Raw genomic sequence first — 25973 nt, forward strand, 5'->3', positions numbered from 1 at the left:
ATATGGGGAGTCGGAGAGTGATGTTTCAGGGCGGCACATGAGGACTCAGGTACCGGCAAACGCCCATTCATGGTGGTGATACCGGTAGACTGAACGAGAATCCCGCGCATGCGCGGGATCCAGTCGAGTAAAGCTGACCACCGCTGACAAACGCAGATCGACGCAGCCGCTCCCGCTTGCCATGCCTGCCGGCCCGGAGTACGGCTTGTGCTGTGCCAGAAAGGGCGCTTCGTGGCCGATTCCGGCAACCCCAACGACAACCAGTCCACAGTCGGCCAGAACGGCGAGGTCACCTCCTCGTACGACGCCAGTGCCATCCAGGTCCTCGAGGGCTTGGACGCGGTCCGCAAGCGGCCCGGCATGTACATCGGCTCGACCGGTGAGCGCGGGCTCCACCACCTCGTCTACGAGGTGGTCGACAACTCGGTCGACGAGGCCCTGGCCGGGCACGCGGACACCATCGACGTGACGATCCTCGCCGACGGCGGCGTGCGCGTGGTCGACAACGGCCGCGGAATCCCGGTCGGCATCGTGCCGTCCGAGGGGAAGCCGGCCGTCGAGGTCGTGCTGACGGTCCTGCACGCGGGCGGCAAGTTCGGCGGCGGCGGCTACGCCGTCTCCGGCGGTCTGCACGGCGTCGGCGTCTCCGTCGTGAACGCCCTGTCGACCAGGGTCGCGGTCGAGGTCAAGACCGACGGCCACCGCTGGACCCAGGACTACAAGCTCGGTGTCCCGACGGCTGCCCTCGCCAAGAACGAGGAGACGCCCGAGACGGGCACCTCGGTCACCTTCTGGGCCGACGGCGACATCTTCGAGACCACCGAGTACTCCTTCGAGACGCTCTCGCGCCGCTTCCAGGAGATGGCCTTCCTCAACAAGGGCCTGACCCTCTCGCTGACGGACGAGCGCGAGTCGGCGAAGGCCACGATGGGCGCGGACACCGCCGAGGAGACCGACGACCAGCAGGCGCGCACGGTCAAGTACCACTACGAGGGCGGCATCGTCGACTTCGTCAAGTACCTGAACTCGCGCAAGGGCGAGCTGATCCACCCGACGGTCATCGACGTCGAGGCCGAGGACAAGGAGCGCATGCTCTCGGTCGAGATCGCGATGCAGTGGAACTCGCAGTACACCGAGGGCGTCTACTCCTTCGCGAACACGATCCACACGCACGAGGGCGGCACCCACGAAGAGGGCTTCCGCGCGGCGATGACGGGTCTGGTCAACCGCTACGCGCGCGAGAAGAAGTTCCTCCGCGAGAAGGACGACAACCTCGCGGGCGAGGACATCCGCGAGGGTCTGACCGCGATCATCTCGGTGAAGCTGGGCGAGCCGCAGTTCGAGGGCCAGACCAAGACCAAGCTGGGCAACACCGAGGCGAAGACCTTCGTGCAGAAGGTCGTGCACGAGCACCTCAACGACTGGTTCGACCGGAACCCGAACGAGGCCGCGGACATCATCCGCAAGTCGATCCAGGCGGCCACGGCGCGCGTCGCGGCCCGCAAGGCCCGCGACCTCACCCGTCGCAAGGGCCTGCTGGAGAGCGCCTCGCTGCCGGGCAAGCTGTCCGACTGCCAGTCGAACGACCCGACCAAGTGCGAGATCTTCATCGTCGAGGGCGACTCGGCCGGCGGCTCCGCGAAGTCGGGCCGCAACCCGATGTACCAGGCCATCCTGCCCATCCGCGGCAAGATCCTGAACGTCGAGAAGGCGCGGATCGACAAGATCCTGCAGAACACCGAGGTCCAGGCGCTGATCAGCGCCTTCGGCACCGGTGTGCACGAGGACTTCGACATCGAGAAGCTCCGCTATCACAAGATCATCCTGATGGCGGACGCCGACGTCGACGGCCAGCACATCAACACCCTGCTGCTGACCTTCCTGTTCCGCTTCATGCGGCCGCTGGTCGAGGCCGGTCACGTGTACCTGTCGCGCCCGCCGCTGTACAAGATCAAGTGGGGCCGGGACGACTTCGAGTACGCGTACTCCGACCGCGAGCGCGACGCCCTGGTGGAGCTCGGCAAGCAGAACGGCAAGCGGATCAAGGAAGACTCGATCCAGCGCTTCAAGGGTCTGGGCGAGATGAACGCCGAGGAACTGCGCATCACCACCATGGACGTCGACCACCGCGTGCTCGGCCAGGTCACCCTGGACGACGCCGCGCAGGCCGACGACCTCTTCTCGGTGCTGATGGGTGAGGACGTCGAGGCACGGCGCTCCTTCATCCAGCGCAACGCCAAGGACGTTCGCTTCCTCGACATCTGAGTCGGCTCAGCTGACCGCCTGAAAGGACTTCTGACCAGCAATGGCCGACGAAACCACCCCCACCGCCGAGAACTCCGCGGAGGAGCAGCCCGTCATGCGGATCGAGCCCGTCGGGCTCGAGACGGAGATGCAGCGCTCCTACCTCGACTACGCGATGTCCGTCATCGTCTCGCGCGCCCTGCCCGACGTACGGGACGGCCTCAAGCCGGTCCACCGTCGCGTGCTGTACGCGATGTACGACGGCGGCTACCGGCCCGAGAAGGGCTTCTACAAGTGCGCCCGCGTCGTCGGCGACGTCATGGGCACCTACCACCCGCACGGCGACTCCTCGATCTACGACGCCCTGGTCCGCCTGGCCCAGACGTGGTCGCTGCGCATGCCGCTGGTGGACTCCAACGGCAACTTCGGCTCCCCGGGCAACGACCCGGCGGCCGCGATGCGCTACACCGAGTGCAAGCTGATGCCGCTGGCCATGGAGATGCTCCGGGACATCGACGAGGAGACCGTCGACTTCACGGACAACTACGACGGCCGCAACCAGGAGCCGACGGTCCTGCCGGCGCGCTTCCCGAACCTGCTCGTCAACGGCTCCGCCGGCATCGCGGTCGGTATGGCCACCAACATCCCGCCGCACAACCTGCGCGAGGTCGCGGCCGGCGCCCAGTGGGCGCTGGAGCACCCGGAGGCCTCGCACGAGGAGCTCCAGGACGCGCTCATCGAGCGGATCAAGGGCCCGGACTTCCCGTCGGGTGCCCTGGTCGTGGGCCGCAAGGGCATCGAGGAGGCGTACCGGACCGGTCGCGGCTCCATCACGATGCGCGCGGTGGTGGAGGTCGAGGAGATCCAGAACCGCCAGTGCCTGGTGGTCACGGAGCTCCCGTACCAGACCAACCCCGACAACCTGGCGCAGAAGATCGCGGACCTGGTCAAGGACGGCAAGGTCGGCGGCATCGCCGACGTCCGTGACGAGACCTCGTCGCGGACCGGCCAGCGCCTGGTGATCGTCCTGAAGCGCGACGCGGTCGCCAAGGTCGTGCTGAACAACCTGTACAAGCACACCGACCTGCAGACGAACTTCGGCGCGAACATGCTGGCGCTGGTGGACGGCGTGCCGCGCACGCTGTCGATCGACGCCTTCATCCGCCACTGGGTCACGCACCAGATCGAGGTCATCGTCCGGCGCACCCGCTTCCGCCTGCGCAAGGCGGAGGAGCGGGCGCACATCCTGCGCGGCCTGCTCAAGGCGCTGGACGCGATCGACGAGGTCATCGCGCTGATCCGGCGCAGCAACACGGTCGAGATCGCCCGCGAGGGCCTGATGGGCCTGCTGTCGATCGACGAGATCCAGGCGAACGCGATCCTGGAGATGCAGCTGCGCCGCCTGGCGGCCCTGGAGCGGCAGAAGATCGTCGCCGAGCACGACGAGCTCCAGGCGAAGATCAACGAGTACAACGCGATCCTGGCCTCGGAGGAGCGTCAGCGCTCCATCGTCAGCGAGGAACTGGCGGCCATCGTCGAGAAGTTCGGCGACGACCGGCGCTCCAAGCTGGTGCCCTTCGACGGCGACATGTCCATGGAGGACCTGATCGCCGAAGAGGACATCGTCGTCACGATCACCCACGGCGGCTACGTCAAGCGCACCAAGACCGAGGACTACCGCTCGCAGAAGCGCGGCGGCAAGGGCGTGCGCGGCACGAAGCTGAAGCAGGACGACCTCGTCGACCACTTCTTCGTGTCCACCACGCACCACTGGCTGCTGTTCTTCACGAACAAGGGCCGCGTCTACCGGTCCAAGGCGTACGAACTCCCGGACGCCGGCCGCGACGCGCGCGGCCAGCACGTGGCGAACCTGCTGGCCTTCCAGCCGGACGAGAAGATCGCCCAGATCCTCGCGATCCGCGACTACGAGGCCGCCCCGTACCTGATCCTGGCCACCAAGGGCGGCCTGGTGAAGAAGACGGCGCTCAAGGACTACGACTCGCCCCGTTCGGGCGGCGTCATCGCGATCAACCTGCGGGAGACCGAGGACGGCAGCGACGACGAGCTGATCGGCGCGGAGCTGGTGTCCGCCGAGGACGACCTGCTGCTCATCAGCAGGAAGGCGCAGTCGATCCGCTTCACGGCGACCGACGAGGCGCTGCGGCCGATGGGCCGCGCCACCTCGGGCGTGAAGGGCATGAGTTTCCGCGGAGGGGACGAACTGCTCTCCATGAGCGTGGTCCGGCCCGGTACCTTCGTCTTCACCGCGACCGACGGCGGCTACGCCAAGCGGACGCCGGTGGACGAGTACCGCGTCCAGGGCCGCGGCGGTCTGGGCATCAAGGCCGCGAAGATCGTGGAGGACCGCGGGTCGCTCGTCGGAGCGCTCGTGGTGCACGAAACGGACGAGATTCTCGCCATCACCCTCGGCGGTGGTGTGATTCGTACGCGCGTCAACGAAGTACGGGAGACCGGCCGTGACACCATGGGCGTCCAGCTGATCAACCTGGGCAAGCGGGATGCCGTCGTCGGTATCGCCCGCAACGCGGAGGCCGGTCAGGAAGCTGACGAGGTCGACGACAGCGAGAACGAGATCGGGACCGACGCGGTGGTCGAAGGACTGGCCGCGGAGGCCGCCGAGGGCACGGAGCCCTCGGCTGGGGAGCACGAGGAGTAAGCGTGAGCGGAGCCACGGGCGCCGGACCGGCCGACACTGGAGCGAACGGTGGCCGTGGCTCCGCCGCGGACTCACAGGGGGGAACCGTGACGGACACCCGGGGATCGCAGCCGCCGCAGCCCCAGCAGCCGCCGGCCGGTCCGCAGCAGCCTTACCACCCGCCGCAGGCGTACGCGGTGCCTCCGGGCGCCGGGGCGCCGCGCGGCGGCGGGGACCCGGCGGCGCAGCGCAAGCCGCGCACCGGGGCCCGTACGGTGCCCAGGACGCGCAAGGCGCGGCTCAGGGTGGCCAAAGCCGACCCGTGGTCGGTGATGAAGGTCAGCTTCCTGCTGTCGATCGCGCTGGGCGTGTGCACGATCGTCGCGTCGGCGGTGCTGTGGATGGTCATGGACGCCATGGGCATCTTCTCCAGCGTCGGCGGCACGATCAGTGAGGCGACCGGCTCGAACGAGAGCAACGGCTTCGACCTCCAGACCTTCCTGTCGCTGCCGCGCGTTCTGATCTTCACGTCGGTGATCTCGGTCATCGACGTGGTGCTCATGACGGCGCTGGCGACCCTCGGCGCGTTCATCTACAACCTGTCGGCGGGCTTCGTCGGCGGTGTGGAGCTGACGCTCGCCGAGGACGAGTAGACCCTCCGGAGACGGGGCTGATGACCTGCGCAGACGGGTCGCGGCAACCAATTTTGGAGTCACCGGGTCTGTGCGCTAACCTTCAGAAGTCAGCGCGCAGCGCGGATGGGGCTATAGCTCAGTTGGTTAGAGCGCATCCCTGATAAGGATGAGGCCACAGGTTCAAATCCTGTTAGCCCCACAGTGTCGAAGACCCCCAGGCCCAAGGCCTGGGGGTCTTTGTCGTAGGGCGAGTTGGCCCCTCGTGCCAGTCGAAAGGCCGCCGATCGGACATCGGTCGGTGTGTATTGTTGGGCGCCAGAAGTCCCCTACGTCAACGAAAGACGAGGTCGCGCGGTGAAGAAGCTGCTCCTGGTCGCACTGGCCGCCATCGGCGGGCTCCTCGTGTACCGCCAGATCCAGGCGGACCGCGCCGAGCAGGACCTGTGGACGGAGGCAACCGACTCCGTGCCTTCTGGTTCCGGTGTGTGAGACCCGAGGTTGATCCCAGAGCCCCGACTGCCGCTGCGGTCGGGGCTTTGTGCTGCTCTGTGACGAAAAGTTGCAGTATGCAAAGGTTTGGCTTGCGCTGGCAAATTCGGGGTGGGTGGGCGTGATGGAACGGGTACGGCGGCGGGTGCGCCGGCGCGGAGTGCGGACGGCCGTGACGGCGGCGGTGGCGGCCCTGGGCCTGGCCGCCCTCGCGGGGGCCGCGTCCGCGGCGGGGAGCCCGCAGCCGGTGCCCGCGTACCGTGGCGCGGACGGGGCGAAGGCCGTCGAGGGGAAGCCCTCGACGGCGGGATCCCCGCTCCTGGAGCCCGGATCGCACTACGAGGACGCGATCGCACCGGGGGAGCGGTACTACCGGCTCTACCTCGACGACCGCTCCACCGTCTACGTCTCCGCGGTGCTCCAGCCGCCGGCGGGCGCCAAGGCGGCCTACGGCGACGGCGTCGCGGTGGAAGTCATGAACACCGAGAACCGCTCCTGCCCGGGCAATCCCGGCCGGGCGGCCTTCGGCTACGACGCCGTCCCCCTCAGCGCCGTGGGCTCGCGGACGCTGCGGGAGGACTCGGGCTGCCAGCAGCCGGGCACCTACTACGTCAAGGTCACCCGCACGGCGTCCAAGGGCGGCGCACCGGAGCCCTGGCCCCTGGAACTGGGCGTCCAACGAGAACCGGGACTCGCCGGCGGCAGCGCGCCCACCAGCGCGCCCAGCGTCTGGCCGTCGGCCTCACCGACCCTGCCGGGCTCCGATCCCGCGCCGCGCCCCGGCGGGAGCGGCTTCAACGACGCGCGGGCCCTCGGCAGCGGGGTGTGGAGCGACGACCTGCGGCCCGGCCAGACCCGCTACTACCGGGTGCCGCTCGACTGGGGGCAGCAACTCGGCCTCGGAGCCGAACTGTCGGCCGGCAAGCGGACGAAGGAGTACGGCTCGGCCTCCGCCGGGCTCACCGTCTCGCTGTACAGCCCCTACCGGGGCCTGGTCGGCTCCAAGGACGCCGTCTACGACGGCAAGCAGGCGAGCGTCAGCCTGCCCCGGACCCCGCCCGTGGCGTACGAGAACCGGTTCTCCGCCGACCGGAAGGTGGATCCGGTCCGGGTGGCCGGCTGGTACTACGTCTCCGTGACGATGGCCGCGAAGGTCGGGGAGTTCACCGAGGACGCGGCACCCGTGCCGCTGACCCTGCGCCTGGAGGTCATCGGCGGGGCGGGCAAGGCACCCGGCTACGCGGAGAGCCTCACGGCCGCCGGGTTCGGGGTCCGGGCCGAGGACCGCGCCGCCGCCAAGGAGGGCGCCACGGCCGTGGAGGCCGCCGCGGCCGCGGAGAACCGGTCGGTGATGCGGGTGGTGGCGGGCGCCGGGTTCGGTGGCGGGACGCTGCTGCTGCTCGTGCTCGGAGGCTGGATCCTGCTGGCCCGGCGGCGGGCCTGACGCCGGGCCTGACGCCGGGTCCGGCGGCGGCCGCCCGCGCTACATCCGCGTCAGGGCCCAGACTCCGACGGCGAAGCAGAGCAGGGCGGCGAGGACGAAGCCCGCGGTGACCTTCGTGGTCGGCGGCGCGAAGGAGCCCGTACGGGTCGGCGCGGGCGGCTGTCCATACGGGGACGGCTGCGGGGCGCTCGATGCGTCCCGGGCGGTGGCGACAGGCGGCGGGAGGGGGAAACCGCCCGTCTCCGGGGGACCGAAGACCCCCGCGGCGGCGGGTGCGTTCGCGGGCCGGGCCGACGGGGTGGGCGCGGCGGTGCGCGTGGCCTCGTACGGAGCGGCGGGCGGGGCCGCGTACGGAGCCCCGTACGGAGCGGTGGGCGGGGTCGCCTCCGGGGCTTCGCGCGGGGCGTCCAGCGGCGGCCGGGGGGTGAAACCGGCGGGGACCGGGCCCAGCTGGTCGAAGACCTCCACCCGGAGCTCGTCCGGGGCGGGCGGCGCCAGCAGCTCCACGGCCCCGGCAAGGGCCTTGCGCGCCCCTGTGGCCGTCTTGAACCTGCTCTGGGGGTCGGGGTGGAGCAGTGCGGCCAGGACGTCCCACAGCGGCGCGGGAACGCCGTCCGGGGCACTGGGTGTCCCGTGGGCGAGGAAGTGCTCCACGAGGGCCTGGGAGTCGGGCTTGGAGCCCTTGAGGAGGTAGAGGCCGACCAGCCCGACGGCGAACAGGTCGGCGGGGAAGTCCGGTTCGGCCCCGAGGAGTTGTTCCGGCGCGAGGTAGCCCGGCGTGCCGACCACGAAGGCGGTCTCGGTCAGCCGGGGCTCGCCCTTGCGCACGGCGATGCCGAAGTCGGACAGCCGCAGGTGCGGCCGCCCGGTTCCAGTGGCCTCCATGAGGATGTTGGCCGGTTTGACGTCGCGGTGGACGACCCCCTCGGCGTGCACCGTCGCCAGCCCCGACAGGAGCTGGTCGAGCAGCGTGCACACGAACCGGGGCGGCAGTGCCCCGTTGTCCGCGATCACGTGGGCGAGGGAACCGCCGGCGACGAGGTCCATGGTGAACAGGACCTTGTCGTCGTCCGCCGCCCAGCTGGCCGGGGCCAGGACGTGCGGGTGGTCGATCCGCAGGGCCTGCTCGCGAACGAAGCGCAGCAGGGTGTGGGCATCGCCCTGCAGGAGGACCTTCGCTGCGACGTACCGGCGGCGCCGGTGGTCCCAGGCGCGCCATACGGCGCCCGCGCCGCCACGTCCGATCGGGTCGATCAGTTCGTACCGGCCGGCGAAGATCTCACCCATTGCTGCGCCCGTCCCCCGTCGTCAGCCGCGTCCGCCGCGTGTCAGTTCTGGTGCGCCTCGTAGTGGGCGACCGCGTCGGAGGTGCGGCCCGCTCCGTACACCCGGAGGAACTCTGCCAGTTCCGGGTGGCTGGGGGCGAGGGTGTCCGCCGCCTCGATGATGTCGCCGGCCGCCGAGACCGAGCGCAGCAGCGACTGGATCTCGCGCACCACGCGCTTGACGGTGGGGGCGCCGGAACCGGTGGCGGTCTGACCGCTGCTGTTGCTGAGGACGGAACCTCCCTGGGTCTTCTTGATCTCGTCCATCCGCTCGGTCGCCTCCGCCGCGCTGACGCTCCCGTCCGCCACCTGGCCGGCCAGATCCTGGAGAGCCTGTACGCGCTGCACCACCGCCGGGTTGCCGATCTTGGCCCGCTGACCGCTCATCAGCTGGGACAGCATCGGAGCCGACAGCCCGAGGACGGCAGCGAGGCGGGCCTGGTTCAAGCCGAGGTCATCTATGAGCCGGCGGAAGAGCGCGCCGAGGGGCTCCCCGTACCAACTGCGCTGAAGTTCTCTGGCTCTGGCCGTAGCCTCCTGCTGTACTGCGTCCACTCTTACTACTCCCCTTCGCTGGTGCGAACCTCGCGTGCATCTTACGGAGAGTGGTCGCGGCGCGGGAGTCCCTATTATTTTGTGGGATGAGGGGGTACACCCGGTACTCTGTCCTGCGGAACGGTCACTCCCTCCCGGGGGACGTTCGCGTCCACATCCGGGGCCTTAGCTCAGTTGGTAGAGCGCTGCCTTTGCAAGGCAGATGTCAGGAGTTCGAATCTCCTAGGCTCCACTCCATAAAGACCCCCTTGACCTGCGGAAACGTGGATCTAGGGGGTCTTTTTTTCCGTGGCGGGGGATCCACTGCCGTGACGCGGTCTGCTCGGGGTCGAGCCGGTGGTCGGCCCAGACGCGGCTTTCGGGCAGCAGGTCGGCGATGAGGAAGTGGTGGGCGTTCACCGCGGTGACCATCCGGCCGTCCCGGGCACGGGCCGCGGCCGCCACGGTGGGGTTGTCGCCCCGGCAGCGAGTGCGCGCGACGTGGGCCGCGGCCCGGGACGAGTTCGTGGTCGACGTGGTGGGTCCGGGTGTCATCGTCTCCGCCTTCGCAAGGGACGACGGTGGGCAAGCGGATATCGGCGGCGTGGTGCGCCCGGCGGGGTAGTTGCTGCCGCGCAGGTTGTGGCCAGCGGTTTCCCCTGACGCTCCGCGGCGGCGGTTCCTACCGTGGCCCAGTCACCAGTGCGGGTCGGATCGGGGGAGGCTGCTGTGGTGTTCTGGCACCGGGACGACGCGTTCGCGCGGTTGGACATGATGCTGAAGGCGTGCGAGCCGGACGGGGCGGGCGTCGCGCTCGTCGAGGGGCCCGCCGGGTGCGGGAAGACCGAGCTGGTTCAGGAGTTCGCGGATCTCGCCGTGCGGGGCGGGGTCACGGTCCTGCGGGCCGCCGGGACGCCCGGCGAGCAGGGCGTCGAGCACGCGGTGCTGCGCCGGCTCGTCGCGGCGCTGCCGCCCGGCACGCTGCCGCGGGACGGCGGGAGCCCCGCGGTCCACGCGTTCGAGGGGGCGCTGCGGGAGCTCGCCGGGCGGGGGACCGTCATGGTCTGCGTCGACGACCTCCACCACGCGGACGCGTCCTCGCTCGACCACCTGCTGCACCTGGCCCGGACGCTGCGGGACGTTCCGCTGCTGCTGGTCCTCGCGCAGTCGCCCGGGCAGGGCGCCGCGGAGACCTCCCGGGCGCGCACGGAGTTCCTGCGCCACCCCCGCTTCGGCTGGATCCGGCTCGGCTGCCTCGACCTCGCGGCCACCGCCGAGGTCCTGGCGCGGCACACCGGCGCGCCGGTCTCCGACACCTTCGCCGCACACCTGCACCGGATCACCGGGGGCAACCCGCTGCTGCTCAAGGCGCTGCTCACCGAGTACCCCGTACCGCTGCGGGGGGCCCGCAGGTGGCCCGCGCCGCTGCCCGGCGGCCCGTTCGCCGAGGCCGTGGCGGTCTGCCTGCGGCGCAGCGGGACCGAGGCGCGGATGCTGGCCGCGGCCCTCGCCGTACTCGGCGACGACGCGACCGCCGGCCTCGCCCGCGAGCTCGCCGGGACGACGCTCCACGCGGCCCGCGGGGCCCTGGCCGTCCTGGACGGCACCGGGCTCACCGACGGGTACCGGCTGCGGCACCCGGCCGCCGCCGCGACCGTCCTGGACGACACGGATCCCGCCGAGCGCGCCCGCCTGCACTGGAGGGCGGCCCGCGCCCTGCACGACGGGCAGGCCCGTGCCGCAGTGGTGGCCGGGCACCTGCTCGCCGCCGTCGACGTGCCCGGATCACGTGAGGAGGCCGCCGGCTGGGCGGTGCCCGCGTTGCGCGAGGCGGCCCGGCAGGCCCTGCTCGACGACGACTGGTCGTACGCGGCCTCCTGCCTCGGCCGCGCCCGCGAACTGTGCGGGGAGGAGTCCCTGCGCCTGGACATCGACCTGCAGCTCGCCGCCGTCACCTGGCGGGGCAACCCCGCCGCCGCCGAGGCGCACCTGGCGGCTCCGCTGACCGCGGTGCGCCAGGGCAGGCTCGAAGCCGCACCGGCGGGCCTGCTCGCCCGGCTGCTCGTCTCACAGGGCCGGATCGAGAGCGCCGCCGAGACCCTGGAGCGCACCGCCGACCCGCACGCCGAGGGGGAGCAGCCGCCGCCCGCGCCCCGGGAGGACCCGCTGCGCCAGCTGTACGCGCTGCCGCCGGCCGGCGGCCGGGACCAGGCCGCCGCGGCCGCTCCGGGCAGGATGGGCGACTGCGCCGCCCTGTGGGCGCACCCGGGCGGAACCGGTCACGAACTGGCATCTGTGGAAAGGCTGTTGAAGGCAACCCCGCTCACCCACACCACCTTCGACCCGATCACCCAAGCCGTCCGGACCCTGCTCCACGCGGACCAGTCGGACCGGGCCGCGGTGTGGTGCCAGAAGTTCCAGGCACAGACCCATCCGGTGAACACCCCGGGCTGGTACGCGGCGTTCGGGCACCTGCACGCCGAGGCGCTGCTGCGCACGGGTGATCTGGAGGGCGCCGCGCGGGAGGCGGCGGCCGCCGTGACCGCCGTCGCGGGACGCGGATCGGTGTTCCTCTTCGGGCCCCTGGCCACCGAGGTGCTGGCGCTCACCGCCATGGGGCGCTACGACGACGCCGCGCGCCGCCTCGAACTGCCCGTGCCCGCAGAGCTGTTCGCCAGTGTGCACGCCATCGGCTACCTGCGGGCGCGCGGCCACTACTACCTGGCCACCCACCGCCCGCAGGCCGCGGTCGGGGAGTTCCTCGACGCGGGCCGTCTCGCCCGCCGGTGGAACCTGGACCGGCCCCGGTTCGCCCCGTGGCGCACCGACGCCGCCGAGGCCCTGCTCCAGCTGGGCGAGCACCGGCAGGCCGAGCGGTTCGTGGCCGAGCAGCTGACGATGGCGGAGGTCCGCAGCGCGCGCGTGCGCGGGGTGTCGCTGCGCCTGCGCGCCGCGGTGGGCGAGCCGGCCCAGCGGCCCAAGGTGCTGGGCCGCGCCGTGGAGGAGCTGCGCGGCGCCGGGGACCGCCTCGAACTGGCGCGGGCCCTGGCCGACCTGGGCCGCTCCCTCCAGCTGGTCGGCGAGGGCACCCGGGCCGGGATGGTCACCCGGCGGGCCTGGCAGCTCGCCGCGGACTGCGGGGCCGGTCCGCTGTGCGAGCAGATCCTGCCGGGGCAGACCCGCGTCGTGCCGGGATCCGAGTCCGAGGACCGCGCACCGGCGGCGGACGCGAGCCGGCTCAGCGAGTCGGAGCGCAGGGTGGCCGCGCTGGCCGCGTACGGCTACACGAACCGGGAGATCTCGGGAAAGCTGTACATCACCATGAGCACGGTGGAGCAGCACCTGACGCGCGCCTACAAGAAGCTGAACATCACCCGGCGCCAGGAGCTTCCGATGGACCTGCAGATGGACCTGCGGCCCGAGGAGCAGGAGTCGGCGCAGGCCGGCTGAGGGGACCCGGCCGCAGGCGGGCGGCCGGGCGGTCCGCTCGCGCACGGCGAAGGCGTTGCCGTCGAAGCCCCCGGTCCGGGGGGTCTCGACGGCAACGCCTCCTTGCCGTCGTTCCGCGGCCTCAGCCCGTCGTGGTCCGGGCCCGCCAGACGCCGGGGCGGATCTCCGACCAGTCCGCGCGGTGCTCGCCGCCGCCCAGCCGGTTCAGCCACCGCCGGGCGTAGGACTCCAGACGCCGGTCGCCCAGCGCGCCGGCCAGGGCCAGGCACTGGCGGAAGTGGGTCTCGGCCGCGCCCGGCACCTGGGCCTCGACGGCCAGCAGGCCCTGCACCCGGCTCAGTTCCCAGCGGCCCCGGATGTCCTGCGGCGCCTCGTCGAGCATCGGGTCCAGCAGCTGGGCGGCGCCGGCCAGGGCACCCTCGTCCAGCCGCAGGTCCACCAGTCCGGCCAGGGCCCGCACCCGTTCGGGGGCGGTCTCCGCGGACGCTGCGGGGCCGGCGGTCTCGACGGCGCGCAGCGCCTGCCGGTAGTGGTCCCCGGCCTCCGCCAGACGGCGGCGCTGCCAGGCCAGGTCGCCGAGCGAGCGCAGCATCCGTGCCTCGGCCGCGTCGTCGCCGAGGCGCCGGGCCGCGTCCAGGGCCGACGTGTGGCAGCGCTCCCAGACCTCCCAGGCGGCCAGCGCCTCCAGGAAGGGGGACATGCCGTCCGCCAGCCGGACCGTCTCGGGCCACAGCCCGGCGCGGTGCGCCCGTACGAGGGCGTCCGCCAGCTCCGGGCCGCGCCGCTCGAACCACTCCAGGGGGTGGCGCCCGTCCAAGTGCCCGGCGTGCTGCGCCGCCTCCAGCTCGGCGGCCAGTGCCCCGCACAGCCGGGCCGTCGCCCCGTGCGCCACCGTGGCCGGCTCCTCCTCGGCGAGCCGTTCCGCCGCCAGCAGCCCGAGCAGCTCGGGCAGCCGGTAGCCGCCCTCGGGCAGGGCCAGCAGCAGGCCCGACGCGACCAGGGACTCCAGGCGGTCCTCGGCCGGGGCCGCGGCCGATCCCAGGGCCGCGGCCGCGGTCGCCGCCCCGAACGGGCCGGCGGGCAGGGCGCCGAGGAGGCGGAACGCGGCCCGGTCGGCCCCGGGGCTCTCCTCGTAGGCCGCGCGCAGTACTCCGTAGCACTCCTCGTCCGCGGCGCGCAGCTCGGCGAGCCGGGTGTCGGGGGCCCGGAGCCGGTCGGCCAGGGTGTCGGTGGTCCAGCGCGGGTGCGAGGCCAAGCGGGCGGCGACCGCCCGCAGGGCCAGCGGCAGCCCGCCGCACAGGTCGGTCAGTTCCCCGCTCGCCTCGTCGTCCGCGAGCAGGGCCCGGCCCGCGTCGGGCCCGAGCGGGCCGAGCGGCAGGGTCTGTACGCCCAGGGCGGCCATCCCGCGCGGCAGCCCGCGGCAGGTGCCCAGGACCACGCAGCCCGGTACGGCGGCCAGCAGCGGCCGCAGCTGCGCGGCCGAGGCGACGTCGTCCAGGACCAGCAGGATCCGCCGGCCCTCCGTCAGGCGGTTCAGCAGGGCGGCGAGCCCGTCCTCGTCGGCGGGGAGCGTGCCGGTGGTGCCGAAGGCCCGCAGCACCGCGGCCAGGGCCTCGGCTCCGGCCGGCCGGTCGCCCGACGCGGTGCGCAGCCGTACCAGGACCCGGCCGTCGGGGAAGACGGCGTCGGCCCGGTGTGCCGCGGCGGCGGCCAGGGCGGTCTTGCCCGCGCCGGCCGGGCCGCTGACCATCACGCCGCCGCCGGCCGGTGCGGCCCGGAGCCGGTCGGCCAGCTCGGTGAGCTCCGCGTCCCGCCCGGTGAACAGCGGGTCGGGCTGCGGGAGTTGGGTCACGGGGAACTCCGGCAGGCCGGGCCCCCGGACCGGGGCGGCCGTTCGGCTCCCGGAGGCGGCCGAGGGGCGCAGCAGTGAAGGGTCGCCGGTCAGGATGCGGCTGTGCAGCTGCTGGATCTGCCGGCCCGGTTCGATGGCCAGGTCGTCGACGAGGGTGCGGCGCAGCTTCGTGAAGGTGCCCAGGGCGTCGGCCTGGCGGCCGGTGCGGTAGAGGGCGACCATCAGGTGCGCGTGGAACTCCTCGTGCATCGGCAGCTCGGCGGTCAACGCCCGCAGCTCGCCCAGCAGTTCCTGGTGGTGTCCCAGATGCAGTTCGGCACGCACCCGCTGCTCCAGCGCGGCCGTGCGCACCTCGGTGAGCCGTACGGCCATGCTGTCCAGCAGAGAGCCGTGCGGGGTGTCCGACAGCAGCGGGCCGCGCCACAGTGCCAGGGCCCGGCGCTGGAGGTCGGCGGCGCCGGCGTGGTCGCCGGCCGCCAGTGCCTCGCGGCCCCGTGCGTGCAGGTCCTCGAAGACCGTGAGGTCCAGCTGACCGGGGTCGAGGCGGAACAGGTAGCCGGGTGAGCGGGTCAGCAGGAGTTCGCCGCCCTGCTGCGGATCGGCGTCCCGGAGCATCTTGCGCAACTGGGAGATGTACACCTGCAGGGTGGTCATCGCGGTGCGCGGCGGCTGCTCCCCCCACAGCTCGTCGATGAGGCTGTCGACGGAGACGACCTCGTTGACGCGGACCAGCAAGGTCGCCAGCACCACGCGCACCTTCGCGGCGCGCGGGGTCAGTACCCGCACGTCCGGGCCGGCCGAGCGCACTTCCATGGGACCAAGAACCCGAAAACGCATATGAACCCCCCCGCTCACTTGGTCCACCCACTCTAGGTCGGGCCCACCCCCGCACTTCGGACAGGCACCCCCCTATTTCCGGTCAGCGGACGGCGGGCCCGCAAGGGCTGCTTTAGCCCCCGAGGGGAAGATCCAGAACGTGGGAGAGGGCACCCGGCGCCCCGTTGGTGTCCCGGGTACGGCGCGAGGGGGCAGGCCTTGAGCAGTTATTCCACCTTCACCGAGGTGGTGCGGCAGCGCGCCGGGGAACGCGGCGCGGCCGACGCGCACGTCTTCCTCCACGACGACGGCACCGCCGAGCACCTGAGCCACACCGCCCTGGACACCGCGGCCCGCACCCTCGCCGTCCGGCTGCGAGCCCTGGGCGCCCGGGGCGCGCCGGTCCTGCTGCTCTACCCTCCGGGCGCCGAGTTCCTGCGGGCCTTCACCGGCTGCCTGTACGCGGGGGCGGTGGCCGTGCCCGCCCCCCTGCCCGGCGAGCGCGGCGAGCGGCTCCGGCGGGTCTCGGGCATCCTGCGGGACACCGGGGCGCGCCTGGTGCTGACCGACGCGGCGAACGCGGCCGAGGTGTCGCTGTGGCTGGCGATGGCGGGCCGCGGCGACGTGGTGTGCCTGGCCACCGACGCGTTCGCCGCGGGCAGCGGCCCCGGTCCCGGCGCGTACGAGGACCCGGGCACCGGCCCCGACGACCTGGCCTTCCTCCAGTACACCTCCGGATCGACCTCGCGGCCGCGCGGGGTGATGGTCAGCCACCGCAACCTGCTGGCCAACCATGAGGCCTTCCAGGAGGCCTTCGGTACCACCCCCGACGACCGCTTCGCCAGCTGGCTGCCGCACTACCACGACCTGGGTCTGATCGGTCAGCTGCTGCATCCGCTGTGGCTGGGCGCCACCTCGGTGCAGATGGCGGCCGCCTCCTTCGTCCGGCGGCCCGCGCGCTGGCTGCGGGCCATCGACGACTACGGGGCGACCGTCAGCTCCGCGCCCGACTTCGCGTACGACCTGTGCGTACGGCGGGTCACCGACGAGCAGCTCGCCGGGCTGGACCTGTCCCGCTGGCGGGTGGCGCTCAACGGGGCCGAACCGGTGCGCCACCGGACCCTGGACGCCTTCGCGGACCGGTTCGCCGGCGCCGGGTTCCGGCGCGGGAGCCTGTGCCCCGCCTACGGCCTGGCCGAGGCCACCCTCTTCGTGTCCGGTGCGGTGCCGGGCACCGCCGGCGTGCGGCGCACCGTGGACGCGGCGGCCCTGGAGCGCGACGAGCTGCGGCCGGCCCGCGCGGGGGAGCCCGTACGCACCCTCGTGAGCAGCGGCCGCGTGCGCGGGCACGAGCTGCGCGTCACGGGACCCGACGGGCTCGAACTGCCCCCGGGCCGGGTGGGGGAGATCGAGCTGCGCGGCGACAGCGTGGCGCGGGGCTACTGGCGCGACCGGGAGGAGAGCGAGCGGGCCTTCGGGGCGGGACCGGGAGGCTTCCTGCGCACCGGGGACCTCGGCGTCCTGGACGACGGGGAGCTGTACGTCACCGGCCGGCTGAAGGAGGTCGCGGTCCTGAGCGGGCGCAACGTCTACCCGCAGGACGTGGAAGGGGCCGTGCGCGAGATGTCCCCGGCCTTCGCGGCGGGCAACGGCGCCGTGTTCACCGTGGACGCCGAGCGGGAGCAGCTCGTCGTCCTGCAGGAGGTGCGCGCCCAGGACACCGACTGGGAGCAGCTGCGGGTCCTGGCCCGCGGGGTCCAGACGCTCATCGGGCAGGACTTCGAGGTGCCGGCGGGCAACGTGCTGCTCGTACGGCCCGGCACCGTGCGCCGCACCACCAGCGGCAAGATCCAGCGCACCCTGATGCGCGAGCTGTTCCTCGCCGGGGAGCTCGCCGGGGTGTACGAGGTGCTCGATCCGGCCGTGCGGGGCCTGATCCGCCCGTGGAACACGCTGCTGGGCAACGACCTGCTGCAGGCCGCCGGCGGCACGGCGCAGGGGACCGTGTGGTGAGCGGGGCGCCGCCGCGGGCGGCCCCGGCGGGCGTGCGCGGTTCCGCGGAAGGGGCCGCCGGCGGGGCGCGCGGCACGGCCGTGCCCGTGCGGGACCGGATCGCCGCCCTGGAGCGGCTGCTCGGCGACCCCGGCCGGCCGGACAACCCGACCGGCTACCGGGCGCTGCTGCGGGCCGACCGGGCCGCGACCCCCTCGCCCGAGGCCGAGGCCCTACTCGACGACTACGGCATGAACGAGGAGTTCGTACCGCGCGAACTGGGCGGCCGCTTCGACTCGGCGGAGTCCCTCATGCGGGTCATGCGCCCGGTCTTCCGCCGCGACGTCGCCCTGGGCATGGGCCACGGCACGACCACCTTCACCGCTGCCTCCGACGTGTGGATGACGGGCAGCGCCGCGCAGCGCGCCGGCCTCGCCGCCCTCCTGCTGGCGGGCTCGAAGGCCGCGGTCGCCGCGTACGAGACCGCGCACACCGACGACTTCGTCAGGAGCGGCATCCGGGTCGACGCGCTGTCCGGCGGCCGGCTCGCCCTGACCGGAGTCCGACCGGTCGTCAACAACGTGCAGCGCGCGGACGCCCTGGTGCTGTTCTGCCGCACCGGCGACGAGCGCGGCAGCTCCGGCCACAGCGCGCTGCTGCTGGACCCGCGCCGCTTCCCCGCGTCCCGCCACCGGATCACCGGACGGCCGCCGTCGGTGGGGCTGCGCGGGTACTTCCGTACGGGCGTGGAGTTCGCACACTGCCCGGTGCCCGACGGTGCGCTGCTGGGCGCGCCCGGCAGCGGGCTGCGCACCGCGCTGCGGTCCTTCCAGATCAGCCGCACCCTGACCGCCTCGCTGGTGGTGGCGGCCGTGGACACGGGCCTGCGCACCGCCGTCCGCGTCGACCGCGCCAAGGGGCCGGGAGGCGCAGCGGCGCCCGCCGCCGACCCGCGCCAGGTCGCCCACACCGTCACGGGGGCCTTCGCCGACCTGCTGCTCTACGACAGCCTCGCCGTCGTGGCCACCCGGGCCCTGCACCTGCTGCCCGGAGAGACCAGCCTGTACTCGGCGGCCGTGAAGTCGCTGCTGCCGAAAGTGCTCGGCGAGACGATGTACGACCTGTCCACGGTGCTCGGATCGCAGCTGTACACCCGCGAGGGCGCGGCCGGGATCTTCCAGAAGCACCTGCGCGACGTGCCCGTGGCCGGTCTCGGGCACGCCGGGACCGCGGCCTGCCGGGCCACGATCGTCCCCCAGCTGGGCCGCCTCGCCCGGCGTGCCTGGTTCACCGGGGAGGAGGCGCCGCCCGCGGTGTTCCGCCCGGCGGACCCCCTGCCCGCCTTGCGCTACGAGGCCCTCGTGCCGGCCGGGGGACGCGACAGCCTCAGCGCGTCCCTGCTGGCCGTCGCCGCCGCCGTCCCCGGGGCCACCCGCGAGGAACGCGCCCTGCTCGCGCTGGCCGACCTGCTCGTCGGTGAACTGCGCGACCTGCGCGGGCGGGTGCTCGCCCTGCCCGAGCCGGGAGCGGACCGTCCCACGAGCCCCGCCTGGTTCGCGCTGTGCGACCGCTACGCGCTGGTGCTGGCCGGCGCCGCCGTCCTCGGCGTGTGGTGGCACGGCCGCGCCGCCGGCGACCCCTTCCTCGCGGACCCCTCATGGGCCGCGGCCGCCCTGCACCGCGTCGCCCGCCGGCTGGGCCTGCGCCCCGCGGAGCTGCCCGCGAGCTGCTCGGCCCGGGTCCACCAGGAAGTGCTGGCCCGGTACGCCGAGGGGCGCAGCTACGACCTGTACGCCTCGCCGGTGCCCGGCTGAGGGCTCCCGCGCACCACCCGGCCGCCCCGGACCCGGACAGCGCACCAGCACCGAACCCCGAACCCCGAACCGCATCCAAGGAGTACCGGCATGACCCTCCCCGTATCGCCGCGCAACGCGGCGCCGCTGTACGGATGGCTGATCGAGCGGCTCTCCGTCTACCTCGGCCGGCACCCCGACAGCATCGACGCGTCGGTGCCGCTGGCCGAGTACGGGCTGGACTCGGTCGGCGCGCTGAGCCTGTGCGGTGACGTGGAGGACGACTTCGCGATCCCCCTCGAACCCGCCTGGGTCTGGGACCACTCCACCGTTCACGACCTCGTGGCGCACCTCGCCGCACGCGGTGCGCGGCCCGCGACGGTCGCCGAGGCGGGCGGGTACGAGGCCGGATGACCGCTCCGGTACCGGGCGAGCCCATCGCGGTCGCCGGCCCGGGCGACAGCGGCGACCGACCGCGGGTGCGGGCCGAACTGCGCCGGCACGGCAGCGCCCTGGTGCACGGCCGGCTCGGCGACTGGCGTCCCCGTGACGAAGGGGCGCCCGCGCTGCGCGCCGTACTCGGCCGGGACTGGGCCCGCTTCCAGGACATCGAGCACCCCGACCTGCGCAGCCGGTACGCGGCCTCGCGACTGCTGCTCAAGCACGCGGCGGGCGCGGCCCTGTCCGCCGACGCGGCCGACCTGGAGCTCACCTACGGGCCGACCGGCAGGCCGTACCTGCGCGGCTGCGACCAGATCGACATCAGCCTCAGCCACACCGACGAGCTCCTCGTCGTCGGGCTGACCAGCCGGGGGCTGATCGGCGTCGACGCCGAACCGGCCACCCGCCGGCTCTACCGGCCGGGTGTGGACCGGCACATCTGCACCCCGCAGGAGCGCAAGGACCTCGCCGCCCTCGCCGAGGAGGACCGCAACGCGACCCTGGTGCGCCTGTGGACGCTCAAGGAGGCGTACAGCAAGGCGATCGGCCAGGGCATGCAGTTCCGCTTCACCGAGTTCGGCTTCGGCCCCGGCGGCGGGCGGACCCGGGTCCTGAGCCCGGACGGGACGCCGGGGGAGGGGGACGAGTGGTCCTTCCGCACCTACGCCCTCGACAGCGGGGGCGTGCACTTCACGGTGAGCGCCGCCGTGTACGACGCCGGTCTGGGAAGCGCGCCGGACACCGGGGTCACCTCCATGCTGGACGCCGAGGCGGTCGAGGCGATCCACGAGGCGCTCGCCGAGGCGGCCGCCTGAGACCGGGGGACGGCGGGCCGGTCAGTGGTCCTCCACCACCTTGGTGACGGCCTCCAGCACGGTGCGGCCCGCTTGGGTCAGGGTGAGGGTGACCGGGGCCCGGCGCCGGCCCCGGCCGTCGTGTTCCAGGACTCCCGACACCGCCGCGCAGCGCATGGCCAGGTCCCTTTCCGCGTAGCCGCGGAAGTGGACGCGCAGGGAAGCGAGCGCACAGCGCGCCGGCGCGAGCTGATGCGTGCCGAGGGCGGCGAGGAGGGAGGCCTGACGCAGTGTCTCCAGCAGGACCAGGGCGGGCACGTGGCCCTCTCCGGCCCCCTGCGCCGAGGGCCACGCCGGGGGTACGGACACGCCCACCGAGAGCCGGCCGTGCGAGGGCCGGGAGGCGTCGTGGAGCATGACGTTGGCCGGGTCGGCGCGTCCCACGTCCGCCGGGTCGACCGGGACGCCCGGCCCGTCCGAGGCGAGCCGGCCGAGCGTGCCGGACGCGGCGGCGAAGGCCGTGGCGCGGCTCTGCTCGCGGTGGCTGCGGCGCAGTACGGGCGGCAGGAAGACCACGTTGGCGGATCCGGTCCCGCACCGGACGTCGTCGATCTCCAGGGCGGTACGGAAGTCCAGGGCGCGCGGCACGCCGCCGATCATCTTGTCGGGGGTCACCACCAGCGTCGCGGTCAGCCGTGCCGGGTCGGGGCGGGTCCGCCAGGCGGCGAGGTCGGGGACGTCGATGCCGAACCGGTAGAAGATGCCGGTGCGGTCGGCCGGGACGCCGAAGTGGCTGCGGCCGATGAACTCGCCCACCTCGCGGACCATCTCGGAGGCGGCCTGGATGTCGTGGAAGCGGCCGGGGCCGTCGTTGAGGAGCGGGTGGTCGCGGGGGAGTTCGGCGGCGAGCGCGAACTCCTCGGAGGCGTCCTCCACCGGGGACAGTCCGTGGTGCTCCCAGGTGCGGGGGCGGTGGACCAGGTGCCGGGTGGTGGAGCCGGGTGCCGGCCGGCGGGCGGGCGGGCCCGGATCCGCGGGTATGTCCCAGTCGGCGGCCGAGGGCCGGCCGGCCGGTGCCTCCCAGCCGGCGAGTGCGGTACTGCTCACGCTGACCCACCCCCGTCCCGGCCGCCTCCCGTTGAGGCTCCCGGTGATCCAGACTGCCGGGAGGCGGGAGGTGCGGCCAGCGGACGGCGATGGCAGCTTGCTGTGTGTCAGCTAGTACTGCTCGTAGTGTCGGCTAGTACGGCTCGTACTTGGGGCCGGCAGGGGCGGGCTCCGCGCCGACCGACTCGTCGAGCATTCCGGACATGGCCACGTTGAAGCCCGCCTGGAAGCGGCTGGTCGACTCCACCTCGGCCATGATCTGCGAGATGTGGCGCCGGGCGGTGCGCACCGACATGCCCAGGCGGCGCGCGACGAGCTCGTCCTTGTGACCCTCCGCCATCAGTTTGACGATCGACAGCTTGAGCTCGTCGTTGATGGTGGTGATCTCCTCCAGGCCGGGGATGAAGGGGGCGGCTCCGGCCCACAGGTGGTCGTACACCTTGCAGAGGAAGGCGACCAGGGTCGGTTCGCGGACCACGACGGCGCCCGGTATCCGGCCTTGGACGTGCTGTTCGGGCAGGAAGACGATCTCACGGTCGTAGATGACCATGCGGTCGACCATCTGGTCGGTGGTGCGGACCTCGGCGCCGGCGGTGGTGACGGAGCGGACGTAGGCGGTGGTGGCCAGGTCGCTGCGGACCGTGTGCTGGTAGAGCTGCTTGAGCCGCAGTCCCTTCTCCATCCGCCCCAGGGACTGCGGAAGGGCCTGCTCCAGCATCTCGGGGCTGCGGGGGCCGCCGGGCTGCGCCGTCAGGATCTCGAAACGGCAGCGCGAGCCGTAGTCGTCGAGCATGGCCTGCAGCGCCCTGATGTCGGTGATGACGTCGAAGGCCTCGGCCTCGTTGCGCCGGCGGCGGCTCTCGAAGTAGGCGGGCAGCAGCGCGAGCATGTCGGTCCGCACCTCGCTGACGGACTGCTGGAGTTCACGGATCTCGTTCTCCGCGGGGGCCACCAGGTCCACCACGGCGGCGCCGGGGCTGATGGGCACCAGGACGTCGGGCTCACCCGGCATCGGGCGCAGCAGGTGCAGCTGTCGCAGCGTCTGCTCCATCAGGAGGGCGTGGTCGGTACTCACCCCCAGTTCCTCGGCGACGTCCGCCCGGTCGTAGCGGCCGCGCAGGACCGCGTACCGATAGGCGGACGCACTCGTATCGTCCAGCTTGGCGAAACCTGCCCCAGTGAGGGCATTTTCGGGCATCTCGCTATTTCTCCCCCCGGTTGCGAGAACTAGTTGCCAGGCAACTTTACGACAGCGGGGAAGGGTTGGGTCCGGTATTGAAACTCGGCAGACTAATTGACGTAACCACAACGGGCCTTACCAAACTTGGGGGTAAGTATGAACGGCCTTGGTCTTCGAAACATGGCAGCCTCGCTGTTGATCGCGTTCGGCGTCGCGGTGTCCGTGGGGGCGGGCTCCGTGCAGGCGATCGGCGGGGGCTCGGCGGTGAGCGCCGTCAGCGAGCCGGCCCCGCCGGTGCTGGCCCCGCTGGACGAGCGCTGGGGCTGACGTTCCGCTTGACAGCTGCCGAGAGCAGGCCCGCCACACCGGCGGGCCTGCTCTTTTTCGTATACCGGAAGGTGCCTTAAGTCGCTCACAAGCGGCCGCTGGAACTCTCTGGTCGTGGGTCTTAGCTCCCGGTTCCCCCGACCGGTCGAGTCGCCCATTCGCCCCGCCCTCGGAACCCCAAGTTCGAGTGGCGGGGCTTTTTCTTGCCCGTTTTTCTCCGGTCGATAAAAGATCGAATCGCGCCCGCATTTCCGGCTGCTAATGACCGTCATTTCTGCCGATCGCGCGGGCTACCTGAGAGCGTGAATTGACGCCGAGCTTCTTGAATATCCGGCTCATGTACGTCTCCACGGTTTTCACGCTGATTTCGAGGCGCGTGGCGATTTTCTGATTGGTGGTTCCCTCGCCGACGAGCGAGGCTATTTCCAGTTCGCGCGAGCTCAACTCCGAGAGCAGGCCCCCGAACTGACCGGCGGGTTGATATCCGGCCATCTGGCGGTTAATTCCAGACACGTCGGATGCCGGTGCGGGCTGAGCGGGAACGGGCACCGGGGGCGCGCCGATCCGGCGGAACGCCTCCGCCGCGAGGGCCTCGGCGGCACCCGCCCCGGCACGGTCCCCGGCCGCCAGACGGGCCCGGGCCAGGCCCGCGGCCAGCTGCCCCAGCAGCATGCCCTGCCCGTGGCGCAGGGCCAGGCGGACACCGCGCCCGGTGTGCCGCGGGGCCGCCGGGTCGCCCAGCGCGCACTCGGCGGAGCCCAGCCAGCGCAGGGCCTCCAGAACGGCCGCGCACTCCTCGTCGTCGAGGGAGTCAAGGAGCAGGGCGGCACCGCGGGCGCTGTGCTCGGCGCCCGGCAGGTCCCCGGCCGCGGCCTGGACGGCGGCCAGCCGGGCCAGGGCGTGCGCGTGGCCGGGGTCCTGCGGCGGGCCCGCCGCGCCCAGGGCGAGGCGGGCGGCCTCCAGGGCCTGCTCCCAGTCGGCGGCGCCCGTCCCGGGACCGCTCTCCCGGCCGCCCGCTGGCCCGGTTTCCAGGGCCAGCGCGGCCCGTTCGCCCAGCAGCTCCCCGCCCTCGGCCGCGAGGGGCCCGGCGTCGTCGAGCAGCGCGCGGGCCTGCTCGAGGCGGCCGAGCAGCCGCAGGGCGCGGACCCGCCAGAGCAGGGCCTCGTACCGGCCGTCCGGAGCCCAGAGGGCGTGGACGCGCGGCCACAGACCGGCGTATCCGCGCAGGGCCTCCTCCGGTTCGCCGGCCACCACCAGGGCCTTGTACAGCAGGAGGTGGGACTCAAGGGAGGCCTGCGGGTACGCCGTCACCCGGCGCAGTGCCCGTACGGAGCGGGCCGGCTGCCTGAACAGCCCGTCCCGCGCCGCCAGGGTCAGCTCGCGCACGTCCGCCGCGCTGAGCTGGTCGGTGTCCTCCAGGTGTGCGGCCAGGGCGAGCCGGGCCGCCGGGGAGCGGTCGGCGCGCAGCGCGAGGACGGCCCGCTGCCGGGCCGCGCCGCGCCAGCCGGCGGCGGAGGAGTGGTAGAGCAGGGCCCGCACGGCGGGGCGGGCGAAGCGGAAGCGCAGCGCGGAGCCGTCCGGGGCGACCAGGCCCTCGGCGTGCAGCTCGTCCAGGCCGCGCCGCACCTCCTCCTCGGGCAGCCGGGCCGTGGCCGCGGCCTGGCCCGGAGTGAAGGGGGAGCCGAGGACGGCCGCCGCGCAGGCGGTGCGCCAGCCCAGGGAGGACAGGGAGTGCAGTTCGACCGGCCCGTGCTGCAGCACGGGCGGTACGCCGAGGGACAGTTCGGGGACGGCGCGCAGCCCGGCGCCGGGATCGTGGGCCAGCGCGCGCAGAAGGCCGGGGACGCCCGCGCCGTCGCGCAGCGCCTGCGCCTCGGTGACCGGGTCCAGGCCGGCCGGGAGCAGGGTGCGCGCCTGGTCCTCGGGCAGCGGGGCCAGCGGCAGGTGGCGGACCCGGGAGCTGTCGTAGGAGACGGCGGACAGGTGGCGGGCGGTGGCGCCGGTGCGGTGCGCGAACACCGTCAGGACCGGGGCCCGCGGGGGGTGGTGGACGAGGTGGGTCAGGAAGTCGAGGGTTTCGGGGCTCGCGCGGTGGACGTCGTCCAGGGCCAGCAGCAGGCCGCCCTCGCCCGCCAGCAGCTCGATCAGCGCCCGCAGGGCGCGGACGGCGCCGTAGGCGTCGGGCGGGGCGGGGGCCGTGCAGGGGACCCCGGGGACGGGCGCGAGCGAGGGGAAGTATCCGGCCAGGGCGCGGGTGTGGGTGGTGCCCAGGGCGGCGAGCAGGGAGCCGTCGTCGCGGCAGAGGTGCTCGTCGAGGGCGTCGACGAGCACCTCGAAGGGCCGGGAGGGGCCCGGGCGCGGCACGCTGCCGAAGGCGACGGTCCAGCCCTCCCGCTGCGCGGATTGCGACAGCCGGCGCATCAGGCAGGTCTTCCCCGACCACGCCTCCCCCGTGAGGCGTGTGAACTGAGGGGACTCCCGTGCCAGGAGCAGCGTGCGCCGCAGCAGGGCGAGTTCTTCCGCCCGTACCGGCGTCAGCGGTTCCTTGTACATGACACGTCTCCTCGGGTGCGCGTTCTCTTTCTCCGGAGAACGGATGTGCGTATTCGGCTGTGAATGCTGTAGGGGTGTCTTGTTTTGATGTCAGGGTTTTCCCTGACAGACGTTCTTCGGCCGACAGGACCGAAACCCGATGTCTGAATAAGAGCAGGAGATGAATGAACCTAACTCGAACGGCGGAGCCGGTGTGAGGAATAGCCGCGTCCGCTGCGGCAAACGACCGGAACCAGGCCGACGGGGAGCATTCCGCTATCGCGCGCGCCGGCCCCGCCAGGGACACCGGTCCGGCCCGCCCCGGACACGCCTCCGCCCGCACCGGAGCGGTGCGGGCGGAG

17 protein-coding genes, 2 tRNA genes and 1 pseudogene are annotated in these 25973 nt (G+C 73.1%); 13 read left to right on the forward strand and 7 right to left on the reverse strand.

The window, feature by feature from the left end:
• Nucleotides 1-207: 207 nt before the first annotated feature.
• From gyrB to ACFWBY_RS26775, 6 genes are all read left to right on the forward strand, one after another.
• Nucleotides 208-2265, forward strand: a complete 2058-nt coding sequence (gene gyrB / locus ACFWBY_RS26750; protein ID WP_385338539.1) for a DNA topoisomerase (ATP-hydrolyzing) subunit B — start codon at nt 208-210, stop codon at nt 2263-2265.
• 40 nt (nt 2266-2305) lie between these two features.
• Nucleotides 2306-4921 carry a DNA gyrase subunit A gene (gene gyrA, locus ACFWBY_RS26755; RefSeq protein WP_385338536.1) on the forward strand — a complete coding sequence of 872 codons (2616 nt, stop codon included), beginning with the start codon at nt 2306-2308 and terminating at the stop codon, nt 4919-4921.
• 2 nt (nt 4922-4923) lie between these two features.
• Nucleotides 4924-5553, forward strand: a complete 630-nt coding sequence (locus ACFWBY_RS26760; RefSeq protein ID WP_385338533.1) for a DUF3566 domain-containing protein — start codon at nt 4924-4926, stop codon at nt 5551-5553.
• A gap of 107 nt (nt 5554-5660) precedes the next feature.
• A tRNA-Ile gene (locus ACFWBY_RS26765) sits at nt 5661-5734 on the forward strand.
• 155 nt (nt 5735-5889) lie between these two features.
• Nucleotides 5890-6024 carry a DLW-39 family protein gene (locus tag ACFWBY_RS26770; RefSeq protein ID WP_208809277.1) on the forward strand — a complete coding sequence of 45 codons (135 nt, stop codon included), beginning with the start codon at nt 5890-5892 and terminating at the stop codon, nt 6022-6024.
• A 124-nt stretch (nt 6025-6148) separates the two neighbouring features.
• A complete protein-coding gene (locus ACFWBY_RS26775; RefSeq protein ID WP_385338530.1) occupies nt 6149-7468 on the forward strand; it encodes a hypothetical protein in 1320 nt (439 codons plus the stop codon).
• A gap of 39 nt (nt 7469-7507) precedes the next feature.
• Here ACFWBY_RS26775 and ACFWBY_RS26780 read toward each other — a convergent pair whose 3' ends face one another.
• Nucleotides 7508-8755: a serine/threonine-protein kinase gene (locus ACFWBY_RS26780; protein WP_385338528.1), complete on the reverse strand. Its 1248-nt coding sequence runs from the start codon at nt 8753-8755 to the stop codon at nt 7508-7510.
• Between the two features lie 41 nt (nt 8756-8796).
• Entirely contained in the window at nt 8797-9348 is a 552-nt protein-coding gene (locus ACFWBY_RS26785) for a helix-turn-helix domain-containing protein (protein ID WP_385338526.1), read from the reverse strand.
• Between the two features lie 159 nt (nt 9349-9507).
• Between ACFWBY_RS26785 and ACFWBY_RS26790 the strand changes: the two genes are divergently transcribed.
• Nucleotides 9508-9580 (forward strand) — tRNA-Ala (locus ACFWBY_RS26790).
• A gap of 149 nt (nt 9581-9729) precedes the next feature.
• Here ACFWBY_RS26790 and ACFWBY_RS26795 read toward each other — a convergent pair.
• Nucleotides 9730-9916: pseudogene (locus tag ACFWBY_RS26795) on the reverse strand (cytidine deaminase); the annotation flags it as partial.
• A 140-nt stretch (nt 9917-10056) separates the two neighbouring features.
• Here ACFWBY_RS26795 and ACFWBY_RS26800 point away from each other — a divergent pair.
• Nucleotides 10057-12777 (forward strand): AAA family ATPase, encoded by a 2721-nt coding sequence (locus tag ACFWBY_RS26800; protein WP_385338523.1) that lies wholly within the window; start codon nt 10057-10059, stop codon nt 12775-12777.
• Between the two features lie 121 nt (nt 12778-12898).
• Here ACFWBY_RS26800 and ACFWBY_RS26805 read toward each other — a convergent pair whose 3' ends face one another.
• Entirely contained in the window at nt 12899-15442 is a 2544-nt protein-coding gene (locus tag ACFWBY_RS26805) for a BTAD domain-containing putative transcriptional regulator (protein ID WP_385338521.1), read from the reverse strand.
• A 222-nt stretch (nt 15443-15664) separates the two neighbouring features.
• Here ACFWBY_RS26805 and ACFWBY_RS26810 point away from each other — a divergent pair, with 222 nt between their 5' ends.
• From ACFWBY_RS26810 to ACFWBY_RS26825, 4 genes are all read left to right on the forward strand, one after another.
• Nucleotides 15665-17458 carry a fatty acyl-AMP ligase gene (locus tag ACFWBY_RS26810; RefSeq protein WP_385338518.1) on the forward strand — a complete coding sequence of 598 codons (1794 nt, stop codon included), beginning with the start codon at nt 15665-15667 and terminating at the stop codon, nt 17456-17458.
• The gene (locus ACFWBY_RS26815; protein ID WP_385338516.1) at nt 17455-19251 is read left to right on the forward strand and encodes an acyl-CoA dehydrogenase; all 1797 of its coding nucleotides are present in this window, start codon (nt 17455-17457) and stop codon (nt 19249-19251) included. The genes ACFWBY_RS26810 and ACFWBY_RS26815 overlap by 4 nt, the downstream gene beginning before the upstream one ends.
• Before the next feature lie 90 nt (nt 19252-19341).
• Entirely contained in the window at nt 19342-19644 is a 303-nt protein-coding gene (locus ACFWBY_RS26820; protein WP_385338513.1) for an acyl carrier protein, read from the forward strand.
• Nucleotides 19641-20486 carry a 4'-phosphopantetheinyl transferase family protein gene (locus ACFWBY_RS26825; protein WP_385338511.1) on the forward strand — a complete coding sequence of 282 codons (846 nt, stop codon included), beginning with the start codon at nt 19641-19643 and terminating at the stop codon, nt 20484-20486. Before ACFWBY_RS26820 ends, ACFWBY_RS26825 begins: the two co-directional genes overlap by 4 nt.
• A gap of 21 nt (nt 20487-20507) precedes the next feature.
• Here the strand turns inward: ACFWBY_RS26825 and ACFWBY_RS26830 are convergent, their stop codons facing one another.
• On the reverse strand, nt 20508-21572 hold the full coding sequence (locus tag ACFWBY_RS26830; RefSeq protein ID WP_385338508.1) for an AfsA-related hotdog domain-containing protein: 1065 nt from the start codon (nt 21570-21572) through the stop codon (nt 20508-20510).
• Between the two features lie 133 nt (nt 21573-21705).
• Complete coding sequence (locus tag ACFWBY_RS26835; protein WP_385338506.1) at nt 21706-22770, reverse strand: hypothetical protein; 1065 nt, start codon at nt 22768-22770, stop codon at nt 21706-21708.
• 162 nt (nt 22771-22932) lie between these two features.
• Here ACFWBY_RS26835 and ACFWBY_RS26840 point away from each other — a divergent pair, with 162 nt between their 5' ends.
• Nucleotides 22933-23079, forward strand: coding sequence for a hypothetical protein (locus tag ACFWBY_RS26840; RefSeq protein WP_385338504.1), 147 nt, complete (start codon nt 22933-22935; stop codon nt 23077-23079).
• Nucleotides 23080-23337: 258 nt separating this feature from the next.
• Here ACFWBY_RS26840 and ACFWBY_RS26845 read toward each other — a convergent pair whose 3' ends face one another.
• Complete coding sequence (locus ACFWBY_RS26845) at nt 23338-25632, reverse strand: LuxR C-terminal-related transcriptional regulator (RefSeq protein WP_385338501.1); 2295 nt, start codon at nt 25630-25632, stop codon at nt 23338-23340.
• Nucleotides 25633-25973 lie beyond the last annotated feature (341 nt).

Origin of the sequence: Streptomyces sp. NPDC060049, assembly GCF_042736715.1 — a bacterium.
Classification (GTDB): domain Bacteria; phylum Actinomycetota; class Actinomycetes; order Streptomycetales; family Streptomycetaceae; genus Streptomyces.